Source organism: Thalassovita mangrovi (assembly GCF_009857745.1).
In the GTDB taxonomy this organism is placed as follows: domain Bacteria; phylum Pseudomonadota; class Alphaproteobacteria; order Rhodobacterales; family Rhodobacteraceae; genus Thalassobius; species Thalassobius mangrovi.
Genome location: NZ_WWEN01000010.1, coordinates 20,703 through 35,230, shown reverse-complemented (window position 1 = coordinate 35,230; position 14,528 = coordinate 20,703). Strand labels below are relative to the sequence as shown.

12 protein-coding genes are annotated in these 14,528 nt (G+C 66.0%); all 12 read left to right on the top strand.

Annotated features, from left to right (window positions below; translation table 11 throughout):
• The first annotated feature begins 35 nt into the window (after positions 1-35).
• The 12 genes from GR167_RS18065 to GR167_RS18010 all read left to right on the top strand — a co-directional run bounded on the left by GR167_RS18065 (position 36) and on the right by GR167_RS18010 (position 14,526).
• Positions 36-953 (top strand): branched-chain amino acid ABC transporter permease, encoded by a 918-nt coding sequence (locus GR167_RS18065; protein ID WP_160975138.1) that lies wholly within the window; start codon positions 36-38, stop codon positions 951-953.
• 1 nt (position 954) lies between these two features.
• Positions 955-1,938, top strand: coding sequence for a branched-chain amino acid ABC transporter permease (locus GR167_RS18060; RefSeq protein WP_160975137.1), 984 nt, complete (start codon positions 955-957; stop codon positions 1,936-1,938).
• Positions 1,931-2,680: an ABC transporter ATP-binding protein gene (locus GR167_RS18055; protein WP_160975136.1), complete on the top strand. Its 750-nt coding sequence runs from the start codon at positions 1,931-1,933 to the stop codon at positions 2,678-2,680. Before GR167_RS18060 ends, GR167_RS18055 begins: the two co-directional genes overlap by 8 nt.
• Positions 2,677-3,366, top strand: coding sequence for an ABC transporter ATP-binding protein (locus GR167_RS18050; protein ID WP_160975135.1), 690 nt, complete (start codon positions 2,677-2,679; stop codon positions 3,364-3,366). Before GR167_RS18055 ends, GR167_RS18050 begins: the two co-directional genes overlap by 4 nt.
• A gap of 116 nt (positions 3,367-3,482) precedes the next feature.
• Positions 3,483-6,107 (top strand): cation-translocating P-type ATPase, encoded by a 2,625-nt coding sequence (locus tag GR167_RS18045; RefSeq protein WP_160975134.1) that lies wholly within the window; start codon positions 3,483-3,485, stop codon positions 6,105-6,107.
• Between the two features lie 54 nt (positions 6,108-6,161).
• A complete protein-coding gene (acsA, locus tag GR167_RS18040; RefSeq protein ID WP_160975133.1) occupies positions 6,162-7,910 on the top strand; it encodes an acetate--CoA ligase in 1,749 nt (582 codons plus the stop codon).
• Entirely contained in the window at positions 7,907-9,901 is a 1,995-nt protein-coding gene (gene pdhA / locus GR167_RS18035; RefSeq protein ID WP_160975132.1) for a pyruvate dehydrogenase (acetyl-transferring) E1 component subunit alpha, read from the top strand. Before acsA ends, pdhA begins: the two co-directional genes overlap by 4 nt.
• 3 nt (positions 9,902-9,904) lie before the next feature.
• Positions 9,905-11,059: a dihydrolipoamide acetyltransferase family protein gene (locus GR167_RS18030; protein WP_160975131.1), complete on the top strand. Its 1,155-nt coding sequence runs from the start codon at positions 9,905-9,907 to the stop codon at positions 11,057-11,059.
• Positions 11,056-11,301 (top strand): acyl carrier protein, encoded by a 246-nt coding sequence (locus tag GR167_RS18025; RefSeq protein WP_160975130.1) that lies wholly within the window; start codon positions 11,056-11,058, stop codon positions 11,299-11,301. Before GR167_RS18030 ends, GR167_RS18025 begins: the two co-directional genes overlap by 4 nt.
• A 102-nt stretch (positions 11,302-11,403) precedes the next feature.
• A complete protein-coding gene (locus GR167_RS18020) occupies positions 11,404-13,254 on the top strand; it encodes an NAD(P)H-dependent oxidoreductase subunit E (protein WP_160975129.1) in 1,851 nt (616 codons plus the stop codon).
• Entirely contained in the window at positions 13,251-13,964 is a 714-nt protein-coding gene (locus GR167_RS18015) for a 2Fe-2S iron-sulfur cluster-binding protein (protein ID WP_160975128.1), read from the top strand. Before GR167_RS18020 ends, GR167_RS18015 begins: the two co-directional genes overlap by 4 nt.
• Positions 13,957-14,526, top strand: a complete 570-nt coding sequence (locus GR167_RS18010; protein WP_370741342.1) for an NADH-quinone oxidoreductase subunit B family protein — start codon at positions 13,957-13,959, stop codon at positions 14,524-14,526. The genes GR167_RS18015 and GR167_RS18010 overlap by 8 nt, the downstream gene beginning before the upstream one ends.
• Positions 14,527-14,528 lie beyond the last annotated feature (2 nt).

The following is a 14,528-nucleotide window of genomic DNA, read 5'->3' as shown; positions in this document are numbered from 1 at the left end:
TTTCACGCCGCCCGGTGTCCCGACTGGATAGACGCATGTCCTCTCTTCTCCTGATCGAGCAGGCCCTGAACGGGCTGCAGTTCGGCGTCATGCTGTTTCTGATCGCCGCCGGGCTGACCCTGATCTTCGGTGTCATGGGGCTGATCAACCTCGCGCATGGATCGCTTTACATGGTCGGCGCCTTCGCGGCGGCGGGGGTGTCGGCGCTGACCGGGTCTTTCCTGCTGGCGCTGGTGGCCTCCCTGGCGGCGGCGGCGATGGCCGGGGTGGTCATTGAGATGACGGTGATCCGCAGGCTCTATGACCGCGATCACCTCGATCAGGTGCTGGCCACTTTCGCGCTGATCCTGATCTTTTCCGAAGGCACCCGGTATCTGTTCGGGTCCTTCCCTTTGTTCCTCGACAAGCCCGAATGGCTGTCGGGCACGGTGACGCTGCCCTTGGGGATCGAATATTCGCTTTACCGGCTGACCTTGATCGGGGTCGGGCTGGCGCTGGCCGCCGGGCTGTTCTGGATGATCGCGCGCACGCGGGTGGGTATCCGCATCCGCGCAGGCGAAAACGACCGCGAAATGATCGGCGCCTTGGGCGTCAACATCTCGCGGCTCTACACCTTGGTCTTTGCGCTCGGCGCGGCTCTGGCGGGGTTTGCCGGGGCGCTGGTGGGTGCGATCCAGTCGGTGCAGATCGGCATGGGCGAACCGGTGCTGATCCTGGCCTTCGTGGTGATCGTGATCGGCGGCATCGGGTCGATCAAGGGCGCCTTCATCGGCGCCATCCTGGTGGGGCTGACCGATACGCTGGGCCGGTTCCTGCTGCCGCAGCTTTTCGCCCTGTTCATGAACCCGTCCGAGGCCACCTCGGTCGGGTCGTCGCTGGCCTCGATGTCGATCTACCTGCTGATGGCGGGCGTGTTGCTGTTCCGGCCCAAGGGCCTGTTCGGAGAGGCATGAGATGAAGCGCGAAACCCTGCTGAATGCCGCGATCCTTCTTCTGCTGCTGGCGCTGCCGCTTTGGGCTTCCGTCGCGGATGAGCCGTTCTTGATCACCCTGACCACCCGCGCGGTGATCCTTGCCATCGCCGGGATCGGGCTGAACTTCGCGCTTGGCTTCGGCGGGCTGGTGAGCCTGGGCCATGCGGCGTTTTTCGGGCTGGGCGGCTACGCGATGGGCATCCTGGCCTTTCACGCGCAGAATTACACCCCGATGATGGAATGGCCGCTGCTGATCGAGGGCACCAAGTCGATGCCGGTGATCTGGCTGGTGGCGATTGTCACCGGTGCGCTGGCGGCGCTGGTGATCGGCGCGCTGTCGCTGCGCACCGCGGGGGTCTATTTCATCATGATCACCTTGGCCTTCGGGCAGATGTTTTATTACTTCGCGATCTCCTGGCCCGCCTATGGTGGCGAAGACGGGTTGTCGATCTATGTGCGCAATTCCTTCCCCGGGCTGAACACGATGGACCCGATCCAGTTCTTCGCGGTCTGTTATGCGGTTCTGCTGATCGTGCTGTTCGGCACCTGGCGCGCGGCGCGGTCGCCCTTCGGGTTGATGCTGGGCGCGGCGCGGCAGAACCCCGACCGGGTGCAGGCGGTGGGGCAGGTGCCGTATCGGCTGTACCTGACAGCCTTCACCATCTCGGGGGCGATCACCGGGCTGGCCGGGGCGCTGTTTGCCGACCTGAACCGCTTTGTCAGCCCGTCGATGCTGTCCTGGCAGACCTCGGGCGAAATCATGGTTTTCGTGATCCTCGGCGGGGTCGGGCGGGTGTTCGGCCCGGTGGCGGGCGCGGCGCTGTTTATCCTGCTGGAACATACGCTCGGCGGGCTTTCCGAGTTCTGGCATATCTATCTGGGCGCGATCCTGCTGGGCGTTGTCCTGTTCGCCAAGGGCGGGCTCTACGGGCTGATCGCCGGGCGCGAGGTGGCGCATGACTGATCCGGTTCTCGATGTCAGGGGCATCAGCAAGAGCTTCGGCGGGCTGAAGGCGAGCGATGCAATCGACCTCGACCTGCGGCCCGGGGAAATCCACGCGCTGATCGGTCCGAACGGGGCCGGCAAATCGACCCTGATCGCGCAGATCGCGGGCGGGTTGGCGCCGGACAGCGGCGCGGTGCATTTCGCCGGGCGCGACGTCACAGCCCTGTCCACCGCCGCGCGGGCGCGGCTGGGGCTGGCGCGGACGTTTCAGATATCAATGCTGGCGATGGAATACACCGTGTTGCAAAACGCGATGCTGGGCGCGCTTGGTCATCGCGGTGGGGTGTTCCGCTTTGTCCGTTCGGTGATGCGCGATCACGACCTTGTCGCCCGCGCCGAGGCCGCGCTGGAACAGGTGGGCCTGCAGGATTTCCGCGCCTTCCGCACCGCCGAGCTGTCGCACGGGCAGCGCCGCCAGTTGGAGGTCGCGGTGGCGCTGACGCTCGACCCCAAGGCCTTCGTGATGGACGAACCGATGGCCGGGCTCGGTGCCGAAGGATCGCAGCAACTGGTGGGCGTTCTGGACCGGTTGCGGCAACAGGCGCCGATCCTGCTGGTCGAACATGACATGGATGCGGTGTTCGCGCTGGCCGACCGGATCAGCGTGCTGGTCTATGGCCGGATCATCGCCAGCGGCACGGTCGAGGACATCCGCAACGATCCCGAGGTGCGCCGCGCTTACTTGGGGGAAGAGGCATGAGTTTCCTGCAACTTTCCCATATCTCGGCCTTCTACGGCCCTTCCCAGGCGCTGTTCGACGTCGATCTGACGCTGGCCGAGGGTGAGGTCTTGGCGCTGATGGGGCGCAACGGGATGGGCAAATCGACCACGATCAAGGTGATCTGCCGGTTGCTGAAGCACAAGGGCGGGTCGGTGCTGTTCGACCACCGCGACCTGTCGCGGCTGAAACCGCATCAGGCAGCGCGGGCCGGGATCGGGCTGGTGCCCGAGGGGCGGCGCTGTTTTGCCAATCTGACGGTGCATGAAAACCTGATCGCCGCCGCCCGCCCGGGGCCGTGGGATTTCGCTGCCGTGTCCGACCTGTTCCCGCGCCTGGCCGAACGGCGCGATCAGCTGGCCGGGTCCTTGTCGGGCGGCGAACAGCAGATGCTGGCCATTGGCCGGGCGCTGATGACCAACCCGCGCCTGCTGATCCTCGACGAGGCGACCGAAGGCCTGGCCCCGGTGGTGCGGCATGAAATCTGGGCCGCCATCGCCCGGCTGAAATCCGAAACCGGGCTGGCGATCGTCGTCGTCGACAAGTCGCTGAAGGAACTGGGCAGCGTCGCCGACAGCGCGGTGATTCTGGAAAAGGGCCGCTCGGTCTGGTCCGGGGCCTTCGCCGATCTGACGCCGGACATCACCGACCGGTATCTGGGCATCTGACCGCGGCAATTCACGCGGTTGTTAGGATGACGTCGCGCGCCGGTTGATCTGTCTCAAGGCCCCCGCCATGGTGGCAGTCGAAGATGTTCGTACACGCGGCAGCGACCGGAGGACGGATGCAGACCGACACGACGCCTATCGAAGCCAACGGGCTGACCAGCGCCGAGGCGGCTAAGCGGCTGCAAATCCATGGCCGCAACATCGTCGGCGAAGCCCGCACCACTCCGGCCTGGAAGATTTTCCTGCGCCAGTTCACCGGCCTTCTGGTGCTGCTGCTGATCGGCGCGGCGCTGGTGGCGCTGGCGCTTGGCGAATGGATCGACAGCATCGCCATCGGCATGGTGGTGATCCTGAACGGGGTGCTGGGCTTCGTGCAGGAATGGCGGGCGGAAACCGCTCTGGCGGCGTTGCGCGAAATGCTGGTGGGCCACGCGCGGGTGATCCGCGACGGTCACCCGATGGAAATCGACAGCCGCGATATCGTGCCCGGCGACCTGGTGCTGCTGGATGCGGGCGATCAGGTGCCCGCCGATGCGCGGCTGGTGTCGGCGCTGGAACTCAGGACCGACGAAAGCGTGCTGACCGGGGAATCGATTTCGGTGTCGAAAAAGCCCGGCGACGGTGGCGACGCGGGCGCGGTGATGATGGGCACGCTTGTGGTCTCGGGGCGCGGCGAGGCTTTGGTCAGTGCCACCGGACCCGCGACCGAATTCGGCAAGATCGCCCAGTTGACCGGATCGGTGGGTGAAAAGGAAACCAACCTGTCGCGGCAACTGGGCCGGCTGGGCGGACAGCTGGGGATCGCCTCGCTCGGGCTGGGGGCGGCGATCGCGTTGACCGGCATCCTGGCCGGGCGCGACGTGATCGAAATGGTGATGACCGGGCTGTCGATGGCGGTGGCCATCGTGCCCGAGGGCCTGCCTGCGGTGGTCACCATCAGCCTGGCGCTTGGCGCCGCGGCGATGGTGCGGCAGAAGGCGCTGGCGCGGCGGCTGCAGGCGATGGAAACGCTGGGATCGGCCTCGGTCATCTGCACCGACAAGACCGGGACGCTGACCGAAAACATGATGACCGGCGAAGTGCTGTGGATCGCCGGGCGGCGGTACGAGGCGGTCGGCACCGGTTACGATCCGGCCGGGCGCATCCTGCTGGAGGGGCGGCCGCACCGTTACGGCGACGATCCCGATCTCGCCGATGCGCTGGACGTGATGGTGGGCTGTTCCCATGCCAGCCTGTATCGAGAGGGATCGACCTGGCACATGGTCGGCGATCCGACCGAGGGGGCGCTGGTCACCTTCGCCTACAAGGGCTGGACGCCGATGCCCGCCGCCGCCCCGCTGGAGGAGATTCCCTTCACCTCGGAACGCAAACGGATGAGCATGGTGCGCTGGCAGGAGGACCGGCTGGTGCAGCTGGCCAAGGGTGCGCCGGAACATCTGCTGGAGGTTTGCAGCCATTGGCGCGGTCCCAAGGGCACTGCGCCGCTGACCGACGCGGTGCGCGCAGAAATCCACGCGGTCTATGAACAGATGGCCGACAAGGGGCTGCGGGTGATCGCCTTGGCCCGGCGCGAGGTGTCCGAGGCCGCCGTGCCCGAGGCCGATCTGGAATTCATCGGCCTCGTGGGCATGATCGACCCGCCCCGTCCCGAGGTGAAGCGCGCGATCCGCGCCTGCCGGTCTGCCGGTATCCGGGTGATCATGATCACTGGCGACGGCGCGCGCACCGCGCGGGCCATCGCCGACGCCCTGGGCCTGCCCGCCGAACGGGCGATCACCGGGGCCGATCTGGAACAGATGGACGACGCGGCGCTGCGCGATGTGCTGGACGGCCCGGTGCTGTTCGCCCGCACCGCGCCGGAACACAAGATGCGGCTGGTTGAGCTTCTGCAGGGGGACGGGCTGATCGTGGCGATGACCGGCGACGGGGTGAACGACGCGCCCGCGCTGAAACGCGCCGATGTCGGCGTCGCCATGGGGATCAGGGGCACCGACGTGTCCAAGGATGCCGCCGATCTGGTGCTGCTCGACGACAATTTCGCCACGCTGGAACGCGCCATCCGCGAAGGCCGCCGGCAGTTCGCCAATATCCGCCGCTTCGTGCGCTACCTGCTGTCGTCGAACGCGGGCGAGGTGATCGCGATCCTGGCCAACCTGGCGCTTGGCGGACCGCTGATCTATCTGCCGACGCAGATTCTGTGGATGAACCTTGTCACCGACGGGGTGACCGCCTTGGCGCTTGGCCTGGAACCCGGCACGCCCGACCAGATGGCAGAACCGCCGCGCCCGGCGAAACAGGGGATCATGGACTGGACAGCGGTGGGGCTGATCCTGGTCTTCGGCGCCTATACCGGGTCGTCGAGCCTCTACCTGTTCTATGCCTTCATGGCCGAGGGCGACGCGGTGGCGCGCACCGCCGCCTTCACCGGGATGGTGATGTTCGAAAAGGTCAGCGTCTTCGCCTTCCGCTCTTTCACTCAACCCTGTTGGCGGCTGGGATGGTTTTCCAACCCCAAGCTGATCGTGGCGCTGGTGCTGATGGTCTGCGCCCAGTTGGCGGCGGTGTATTGGCCGCCGTTGCAGACCTTGCTGCGCACCGCGCCTTTGGGGTGGGAACATTGGCAGATGATCGGGCTTTTGTGCCTGCCGCTGATCCTGGTGCCCGAGGTGATAAAGACGCTGCGCTGGCTGTTTGGCCCCCGGAACGGAGAACCGGAAGCGGCGGACGCCACCTTGACCTGAATCATGGTTCGGGTCCGCGGCCCGGCCTTACCGTGTGCTTGGGAGGATTTGTGCATGACCTGGGACACCATCGCGAAAACCGATGCCGAACGCGCTTATGCGGTGCTGGGCGATCCCGGCGCGGGGCGCGCGGGCTTCGACTGGGATCAGGCGGCGGATATGCTGGACGGGTTGCCCGGCGGCGGTCTGAACATCGCGTACGAGGCGCTGGACCGGCATGTCGCCCACGGCGATGGCGACCGCTTGGCACTACGCTGGTTCGGCAAGGACGACGAGCTGCGCGATTTCACCTATGCCGATCTGACCAGGGCCACCGCGCGCTTTGCCAATGTGCTGATGGCAAGTGGCCTTGCGCCGGGTGACCGGCTTTATTCCCTGATGGGCCGCAAGCCGGAGCTTTATATCGCAGCACTCGGCACGCTGAAGGCGGGGCTGGTGTTTTCGCCGCTGTTTTCCGCCTTCGGTCCCGAACCCATCCGCACCCGTATGGAAATCGGCGAAGCCAACGCGGTGGTCACCACCGAATCTATTTACCGCCGCAAGATCGCCAAGTGGCGCGCCGAAATCCCGTCGCTGAAGGTCGTCTTCCTCGTCGATGTCGACGAGGCACCGGAAGGTTGCGTCGCGCTCGGCCCGGCGCTGGCGGCGGCGTCCGAGGACTTCGAGGTCGCGCAGACGCAGCCCGAGGATATGGCGCTGATCCACTTCACCTCCGGCACCACCGGGCGGCCCAAGGGGGCGGTGCATGTGCACAAGGCGGTTTACGCCCATGTCGCCACCGGGCGTTTCGCGCTGAACCTGCGGCCCGGCGCGATCTACTGGTGCACCGCCGATCCCGGCTGGGTCACCGGCACCTCCTACGGCATTATCTCGCCCCTGGTGAACGGCGCGACCCTGCTGGTGGACGAGGCCGAATTCGATTTGGATCGCTGGTACGGCATGTTGCAGCGCGAAAAGGTCGAGATTTGGTACACCGCGCCCACCGCCATCCGCATGATGATGCGCGCGGGGGCCGAGGCGGCGGCGCCTTACGATTTCTCCAACCTGCAATTCCTCGCCAGCGTGGGCGAGCCGCTCAATCCCGAAGGCGTGGTCTGGGGCAAGGAAGTCTTCGGCCACCCGTTCCACGACAACTGGTGGCAGACCGAAACCGGCGGCATCATGATCGCCAACCTCGCGGCAGAGGACATTCGGCCCGGATCGATGGGCAAACCGCTGCCGGGGATCGAGGCCGGGGTGGTCGATACCGAAAGCGATCCGTTGCGCGAATGCGCCCCGGGCGAGATCGGCGAACTGGCGCTGCGCCCCGGCTGGCCGTCGATGATGCGCACCTACCTGCACGAACAGGTGCGGTACGACAAAACCTTCCGCGACGGCTGGTACCTGTCGGGCGACCTGGCGATGAAGGACGAGGACGGATATTTCTGGTTCGTGGGCCGCGCCGACGACCTGATCAAATCCTCGGGTCACCTGATCGGGCCGTTCGAGGTCGAAAGCGCGCTGATCGAACATGAAGCGGTAGCCGAGGCCGGGGTGATCGGCCTGCCGGACGAAACGGCGGGCGAGGTGGTGAAGGCCTATGTGTCGCTCAATCCCGGCTACGAGCCGTCGGAGGAGCTGGAACGCGACATTCGCGGTCATGCCCGCAAGAAACTGGGCCCCGCCGTCGCCCCGCGCGAAGTGGTGTTCCGCAAGACCCTGCCGAAAACCCGGTCGGGCAAGATCATGCGGCGCCTGCTGAAGGCGCGCGAACTGGGCCTGCCCGAGGGCGATATTTCCACCCTGGAGACGGATGAATCATGACCGACAAGATCCACCTGTCGCGCGATCACGTTCTCGACCTGCTGGGCAAGATGCTGCGCGTCCGCAAGTTCGAAGACAAATGCGCCGAGCTTTACACGCAGGAGAAAATCCGTGGCTTCCTGCATCTATACGACGGCGAGGAAGCGATTGCCGCGGGGGTCATACCGCATCTTGGCGAAAAAGACCGCATCGTCGCCACCTACCGCGAACACGGTCATGCGCTGATCCGCGGCGTACCGATGAAATCGGTGATGGCCGAAATGTACGGCAAGGCCACGGGCTGTTCCGGCGGGCGCGGCGGGTCGATGCACCTGTTCGACGCGGACCGGAATTTCTATGGCGGCAACGCCATTGTCGGCGGCGGGCTGCCGCTGGCGGGCGGGCTGGCGCTGGGCGACCGGATGCAGGACACCGGCAGCGTGACCGCCTGTTTCTTCGGCGAAGGGGCGGTGGCCGAGGGCGAGTTTCACGAAACCATGAACCTCGCGCAGCTGTGGCAGGTGCCCGCGCTCTTCGTCTGCGAAAACAACGGCTACGCCATGGGCACGGCGCTGGCGCGGTCGGAATCGCAGACCGATATCCATCAGAAGGCCGCCGCCTATGGCATCCCGTCCGAGGTGGTCGACGGCAATGACGTCGTTGCGGTCGAAGCGGCGGCGCGCCGGGCGTTGGCCGCGATCCGCGAAACCGCGCGGCCCTATTTCCTGGAATGCCGCACCTACCGGTTCCGGGCCCATTCGATGTTCGACGCCCAGCTTTACCGCGACAAGGCCGAGGTGGAGGATTGGCGCCAGCGCGGGCCCATTGTGCGGTTCCAAGGCTGGGGGACCGGCGCGGGGCTGATCCACGACAAGGACGTGGCCGATCTGGAGGCGCGGATCGACGCGGAAATCGCGGAGGCGGTGGAATTCGCCGAAAGCTCCGGCTGGGAACCGCTGGCAGACCTGACCCGCCACGTGACGGCGGAAGAAAGGCCCGACCCGCCCGCAGCGGCCAAACCCTCGGGCGAGACGGTCGAGATGACCTATCGCGAGGCCGTCAAGCAGGGTATCCGCGACGCGATGATCCGCGACGACCGGGTGTTCCTGATGGGCGAGGACGTGGGCGCCTATGGCGGCTGCTACGCCGTGTCCAAGGGCATGATGGATGAATTCGGCGAGGGCCGCATCCGCGACACGCCTTTGTCTGAATCGGGTTACACCGGTTTCGGCATCGGCGCGGCGGCGATGGGAATGCGCCCCATCGTGGAACTGATGACGGTCAACTTCAGCCTGCTGGCGCTCGATCAGATCATGAACACCGCCGCCACCATCCGGCACATGTCGGCCGGGCAGTTCGGCATACCGCTGGTGATCCGCATGGCCACCGGCGCGGGCAAGCAGCTGGCGGCGCAGCATTCCCATTCGCTGGAAGGCTGGTACGCGCATATCCCCGGCTTGCGGGTGCTGGCGCCCGCGACCTTGGAGGATGCGCGCGGGATGCTGTGGACCGCTTTGAACGACCCCGACCCGGTGCTGATCTTCGAGAACGTGATGCTGTATAACCGGACTGGCGAAATCGACAGCAATGCCGGGCCGGTCGATATTGACAAGGCGGCGATCCGGCGGCCGGGCAAGAATATCAGCCTGATCACCTATGGCGGCTCGCTCTACAAGACGTTGGAGGCGGCGGAGGAACTGTCCAAGGACGGGATCGAGGCCGAGGTGATCGATCTGCGCGTGCTGCGGCCCTTGGACGATGCGACCATCATCGCCTCGGTCGCGCGTACCCGCCGGGCGGTGATCGTGGACGAGGGGTGGCGCTCGGGGTCTTTGTCGGCGGAAATTGCCGCGCGCATCCATGAACAGGCGTTCTGGCGCATGGACGCGCCGGTGGGCCGGGTGTGTTCGGCGGAGGTGCCGATCCCCTATCCGAAACATCTCGAAGACGCCTCGATCCCGCAGGTGCCCGCCATCGTGGCGGCGGTCAAAGCCGCGCTCGGGAAGGGCTGAGCCATGGGCGTGTTCAAGATGCCCTCGCTCGGCGCCGATATGGAGGAAGGCAAGCTGGTCGAATGGCTGGTCGGCCCGGGCGATACGGTCAAGCGCGGCGACGTGGTGGCGGTGGTCGAAACCCAGAAGGGCGCGATCGAGATCGAGATTTTCGAGGACGGCGTGGTGGATCGGATCGACGCCGCCTTGGGCACGACCCTGCCGGTCGGCGCGCCGCTGGCGGTGATCCGTGGCGAGGGCGAGGCGGCTGCGCCCGCAGCCGCGCGGGAACCCGAACCGGTGCCCACAGCCCAACCGGCGAAACCCGTTCCCGCGCCGCCGCCGGTGGCGGCGGTGGCCGGGGACATCCCGGCCTCGCCCGCCGCACGGGCGCGGGCGGCGGAGCTTGGCGTCGATCTGTCGGGGGTGACGGGTAGCGGCCCCGGCGGGGCCGTCGTGCTGGCCGACGTGGACGCGGCGGGGAAGGGCAAGCGCAAACCGGCCAAGCAGGGGCTTGATCTGGATGCAATGCGCGAGGCCATCGCGGCGGCGATGACCCGGTCGAAGCACGAGATTCCGCACTACTACCTCGAACACGAAATCGACCTGCAAAAGGCCGACGACTGGCTGCGTGCCCGCAATGCCGATTGCGACCCGGGCGACCGCATCCTGATGGGCACGCTGTTCGTCAAGGCCGCCGCGCTGGCGGCGCGCGACGTCAAGGGGATGAACGGGCAATACGAGGACGGGTTCGCCCCGTCGAAGACCGTCAACGCGGGCGTCGCCGTGGCGCTGCGCGGCGGCGGGTTGATCGCGCCCGCGATCATGGATGCCGCGTCGCAGCCGCTCGATCAGCTGATGGCGTCGATGCGCGACCTGGTGGCGCGGGCGCGGTCGGGGCGGCTCAGGGGATCGGAAATGACCCAAGGCACGATCACCATTTCCAGCCTCGGCGAAAACGGCGTCGACGGCATGACCGCCGTTATCTACCCGCCGCAGGTGGCCATCGTCGCCTTCGGCACCCCGCGGGTGGCGCCGCGCGTGGTCGACGGCGCGGTGATGGCGCGGCTTTGCGTTCACGTCACCCTGGCTGCCGATCACCGTGTCAGCGACGGACGACGCGGCGCGAAATTCCTGAAACAAATCGATACCCTGCTGCAAAGCCCGGAGGAGTTATGACCGAAGACGACATCAAGGCCGCATTCCTGGAAGAACTGATTTCGGTCGCCCCCGATCTCGACGCCGAGGATATCGGCGGAAACGATCACCTGCAGGACGATCTGGAGCTGGATTCGATGGATATCCTGAACCTGGTGACAGCGCTGCACGAACGGCTGGGCGTCAATATCCCGGAAGAGGATTATCACGGCATCGAGACGCTGAACAAAGCAGTGGCCTATCTGGCCGGGCGGCTGGGCTGAGCGGGACGGTTCACTAAAAGGCGTGGCATGGCTTCCCAAGAGGCCGGATATGTGGTCCGCTGCGGGTGTTGACCTGTCGCCGGAACCGAAGGGACCCCGAGCATGGACACGACGTCGGAACAGGGTTTGCCGCCCGATGAGGCCGAGCGGATCGCGGCGATTTGCGAGGGTGTCGGCGATGATCCGCACCGTATGCTGGATATCCTGCGCGCGGTGCAGGACGAATTGCGTTGGATTTCGCCTGCCGCGATGGGCCTCATTGCTAGCCGCACAGGTCTGAGCCGGATCGCGGTAGAGGGCGTGGCGAGCTTTTACGCCTTCCTGTCGCAGGCCCCGAAAGGCCGGGTCACGATCCGTCTGTGCGACGACATCGTCGACCGGTTCGCCGGAATGCCCGAGGTCGCGGCGGCGTTCGAGGCGGCGCTTGGCATCAAGGTCGGCGAAACCTCTGCCGATGGCGCGGTGTCACTGGAATACACCCCCTGTATCGGGCTCTGCGATCAGGCCCCGGCGGCGATGATCAACGACGTGGTGCTGACCGGGCTGACGCCCGGGCGGGCAGGGGACATCGCGGCGGCGCTGAAGGCGGGGCAAAGCCCGGAAGAGCTGATCGCGCAGGATTTCCTCGACCTGACCCCGCATGAGCGCGCCACGCGTCAGGTGGAAAACAATATCCGCCACGCCGGGGCATCGCTGCTCAGCCCGGTGCCGGACGGGGCCGGGTTGGCGAAGGCGCTGGATATGGACCCCGTGCGGATCATCGCGGAAATCGAGGCCAGCGGTCTGCGCGGCTGCGGCGGCGCGGGGTTCGGGACGGGCCGCAAATGGCGCTTCGCCGCCGAAACGGAGGCCGAACGGCGCATCATCATCTGCAACGCGGACGAAGGCGAACCGGGCACCTTCAAGGATCGCGTCCTGCTGACCGAACGCCCGCATCTTTTGGCCGAGGGCATGACCATCGCCGCCCGCGCTGTGGGCGCGTCCGAAGGCATCCTCTATCTGCGCGGCGAATATGTGTACCTGCGCGACCTGATCGAGGAGGTGTTGCAGGACCGCCGTGACCGGGGCCTTTTGGGGCAGGGGATCGGCGGGCAGGATTTCGATTTCGATATCCGCCTGCAGCTGGGCGCGGGGGCCTATATCTGCGGCGAGGAAGGGGCGCTGATTTCCTCCTGCGAGGGGCTGCCGGGCGAACCCAAGACGCGGCCGCCCTTCCCGGTGACGCAGGGCTATCTGGGCTTGCCGACCGTGGTGAACAACGTCGAAACCTTCTGCCACGCCGCCCGCATCCTGGACCAAGGCGCGCAGTGGTTTTCCGACATGGGGCATGCGGGCAGCCACGGAACGAAACTGTTCAGCGTGTCGGGCGATTGCCTGCGCCCCGGTGTTTATGAATTGTCTTACGGATTGTCTGTGCGCGAGTTGCTGGCGATGGCAGGCGGCGAAGACGCGGCGGCGGTGGCGGTCGGCGGGGCCAGCGGCACGATGATCGCGCGGGATCAGTTTGACCGATGCCTGAGCTTCGACGATTTGGCGACGGGCGGTTCGGTGGTGGTCTTCAACGGCAGCCGCAACATCCTGGAAATCGTCGAATATTACATGTCGTTCTTCGTGCATGAAAGCTGCGGCTTCTGCACCCCCTGCCGGGTCGGCAACGTGTTCCTGCACAAGGCCATCGGCAAGTTCCGCAAGGGTTTGGCGAACCCCGAGGATATCGAATACCTCAAGGACCTGTCCGGCACCATCATCGAAACCAGCCGCTGCGGGCTGGGCACCACGTCGCCCAAGCCGATCCTGACCACATTGGAAAATTTCCCGTTGGTCTATGCCGCGACGGTCAAGCCGTCGAAGGACCGCATCCGGGCCAGTTTCGACATTCAATCGGCCATCGATGATGCCCGCCACATGGCCAAGCGTGGGTCGGAAATTTTCGACGAGGATTACAGCGAATGACCGGGTTCACCTTCACCATCGACGGGGTCGAGGTCGCCGCGAAGGACGGCCAGACCATCATGGAGGCCGCCGACGCGGCGGGCATCTATATCCCCCGCCTGTGCGATCACGAAGGGCTGCGCCATCAGGGCGCCTGCCGGGTCTGCACCGTCAAGGCGGGCGGGCGTAGTGTCGCCGCCTGCACCCAGCCCGCCGCGCCGGATCAGGCGGTGGAAAACGAAACCCCGCATGTCACCAAGCTGCGCCGCGATCTGGTCGAGATGCTGTTTCACGAGGGCAACCACCTGTGTCCGATCTGCGAGGCTTCGGGCAATTGCGAATTGCAGGCGATGGCCTATCGCTTGGACATGACGCAGCCGACCCGGTTTCCCTATCTCGAACCCTGCCGGCCGCTCGATGCCAGCCATCCCGATATCGCGCTCGACACCAACCGCTGCATCACCTGCGGCCGCTGCATCCGCGCCAGCGAGGAGGTCGATGGCAAGGGCGTGTTCGGCTATGTCGGGCGCGGCATTCACCGCCGGGTGGCGGTGAACGGGGCGGATCTGGCCGATACCAATGCGGCGATCACCGATTTCGCCATCTCGAAAGAGGTCTGCCCGGTCGGCTGCATCATCCGCAAGGGCGAGGGGTTTGCGATCCCGATTGGCGAACGCGAATTCGACAAGGGCCTGATCGGCCACGAGATCGAGGAGAAGAAGCGTGACTGAGCTGCGCAAGGCACGGATCGCCACCGCGTCTTTGGCGGGCTGTTTCGGCTGCCACATGGCGATCCTCGATATCGACGAGCGGCTGATCGAGCTGATGAAGCTGGTCGAGGTCGACCGTTCTCCGCTGACCGACATCAAGCGCTTCACTCGGCGCTGCGATATCGGCATCATCGAGGGCGGCTGCGCCAACGAGGAAAACGTGCATGTGCTGCGCGATTTCCGGCGCAATTGCGACGTGCTGATCGCCATCGGACAATGCGCGATCATGGGCGGGCTGCCCGCGATGCGCAACGCGATCATGCACTCCGACGCGCCGCTGCGCGAATGTCTGGAGGAGGCGTTTCTCACCGGCCGCTATATCCGCAACACCACCCATCAGGTGCCGAACGACCCGGCTTTGCCGCTGCTGCTGGACGAGGTCTATCCCTGTTCCGAAGTGGTCGAGATCGATTACAACATCCCCGGCTGCGCGCCGTCGGGGGATATCATTTATGAAACGCTGGCGGGGCTGCTGGCGGGCAAGTTCAGCGGCTTCGAGCGGCACCGGATCAGGTTTGACTGAGG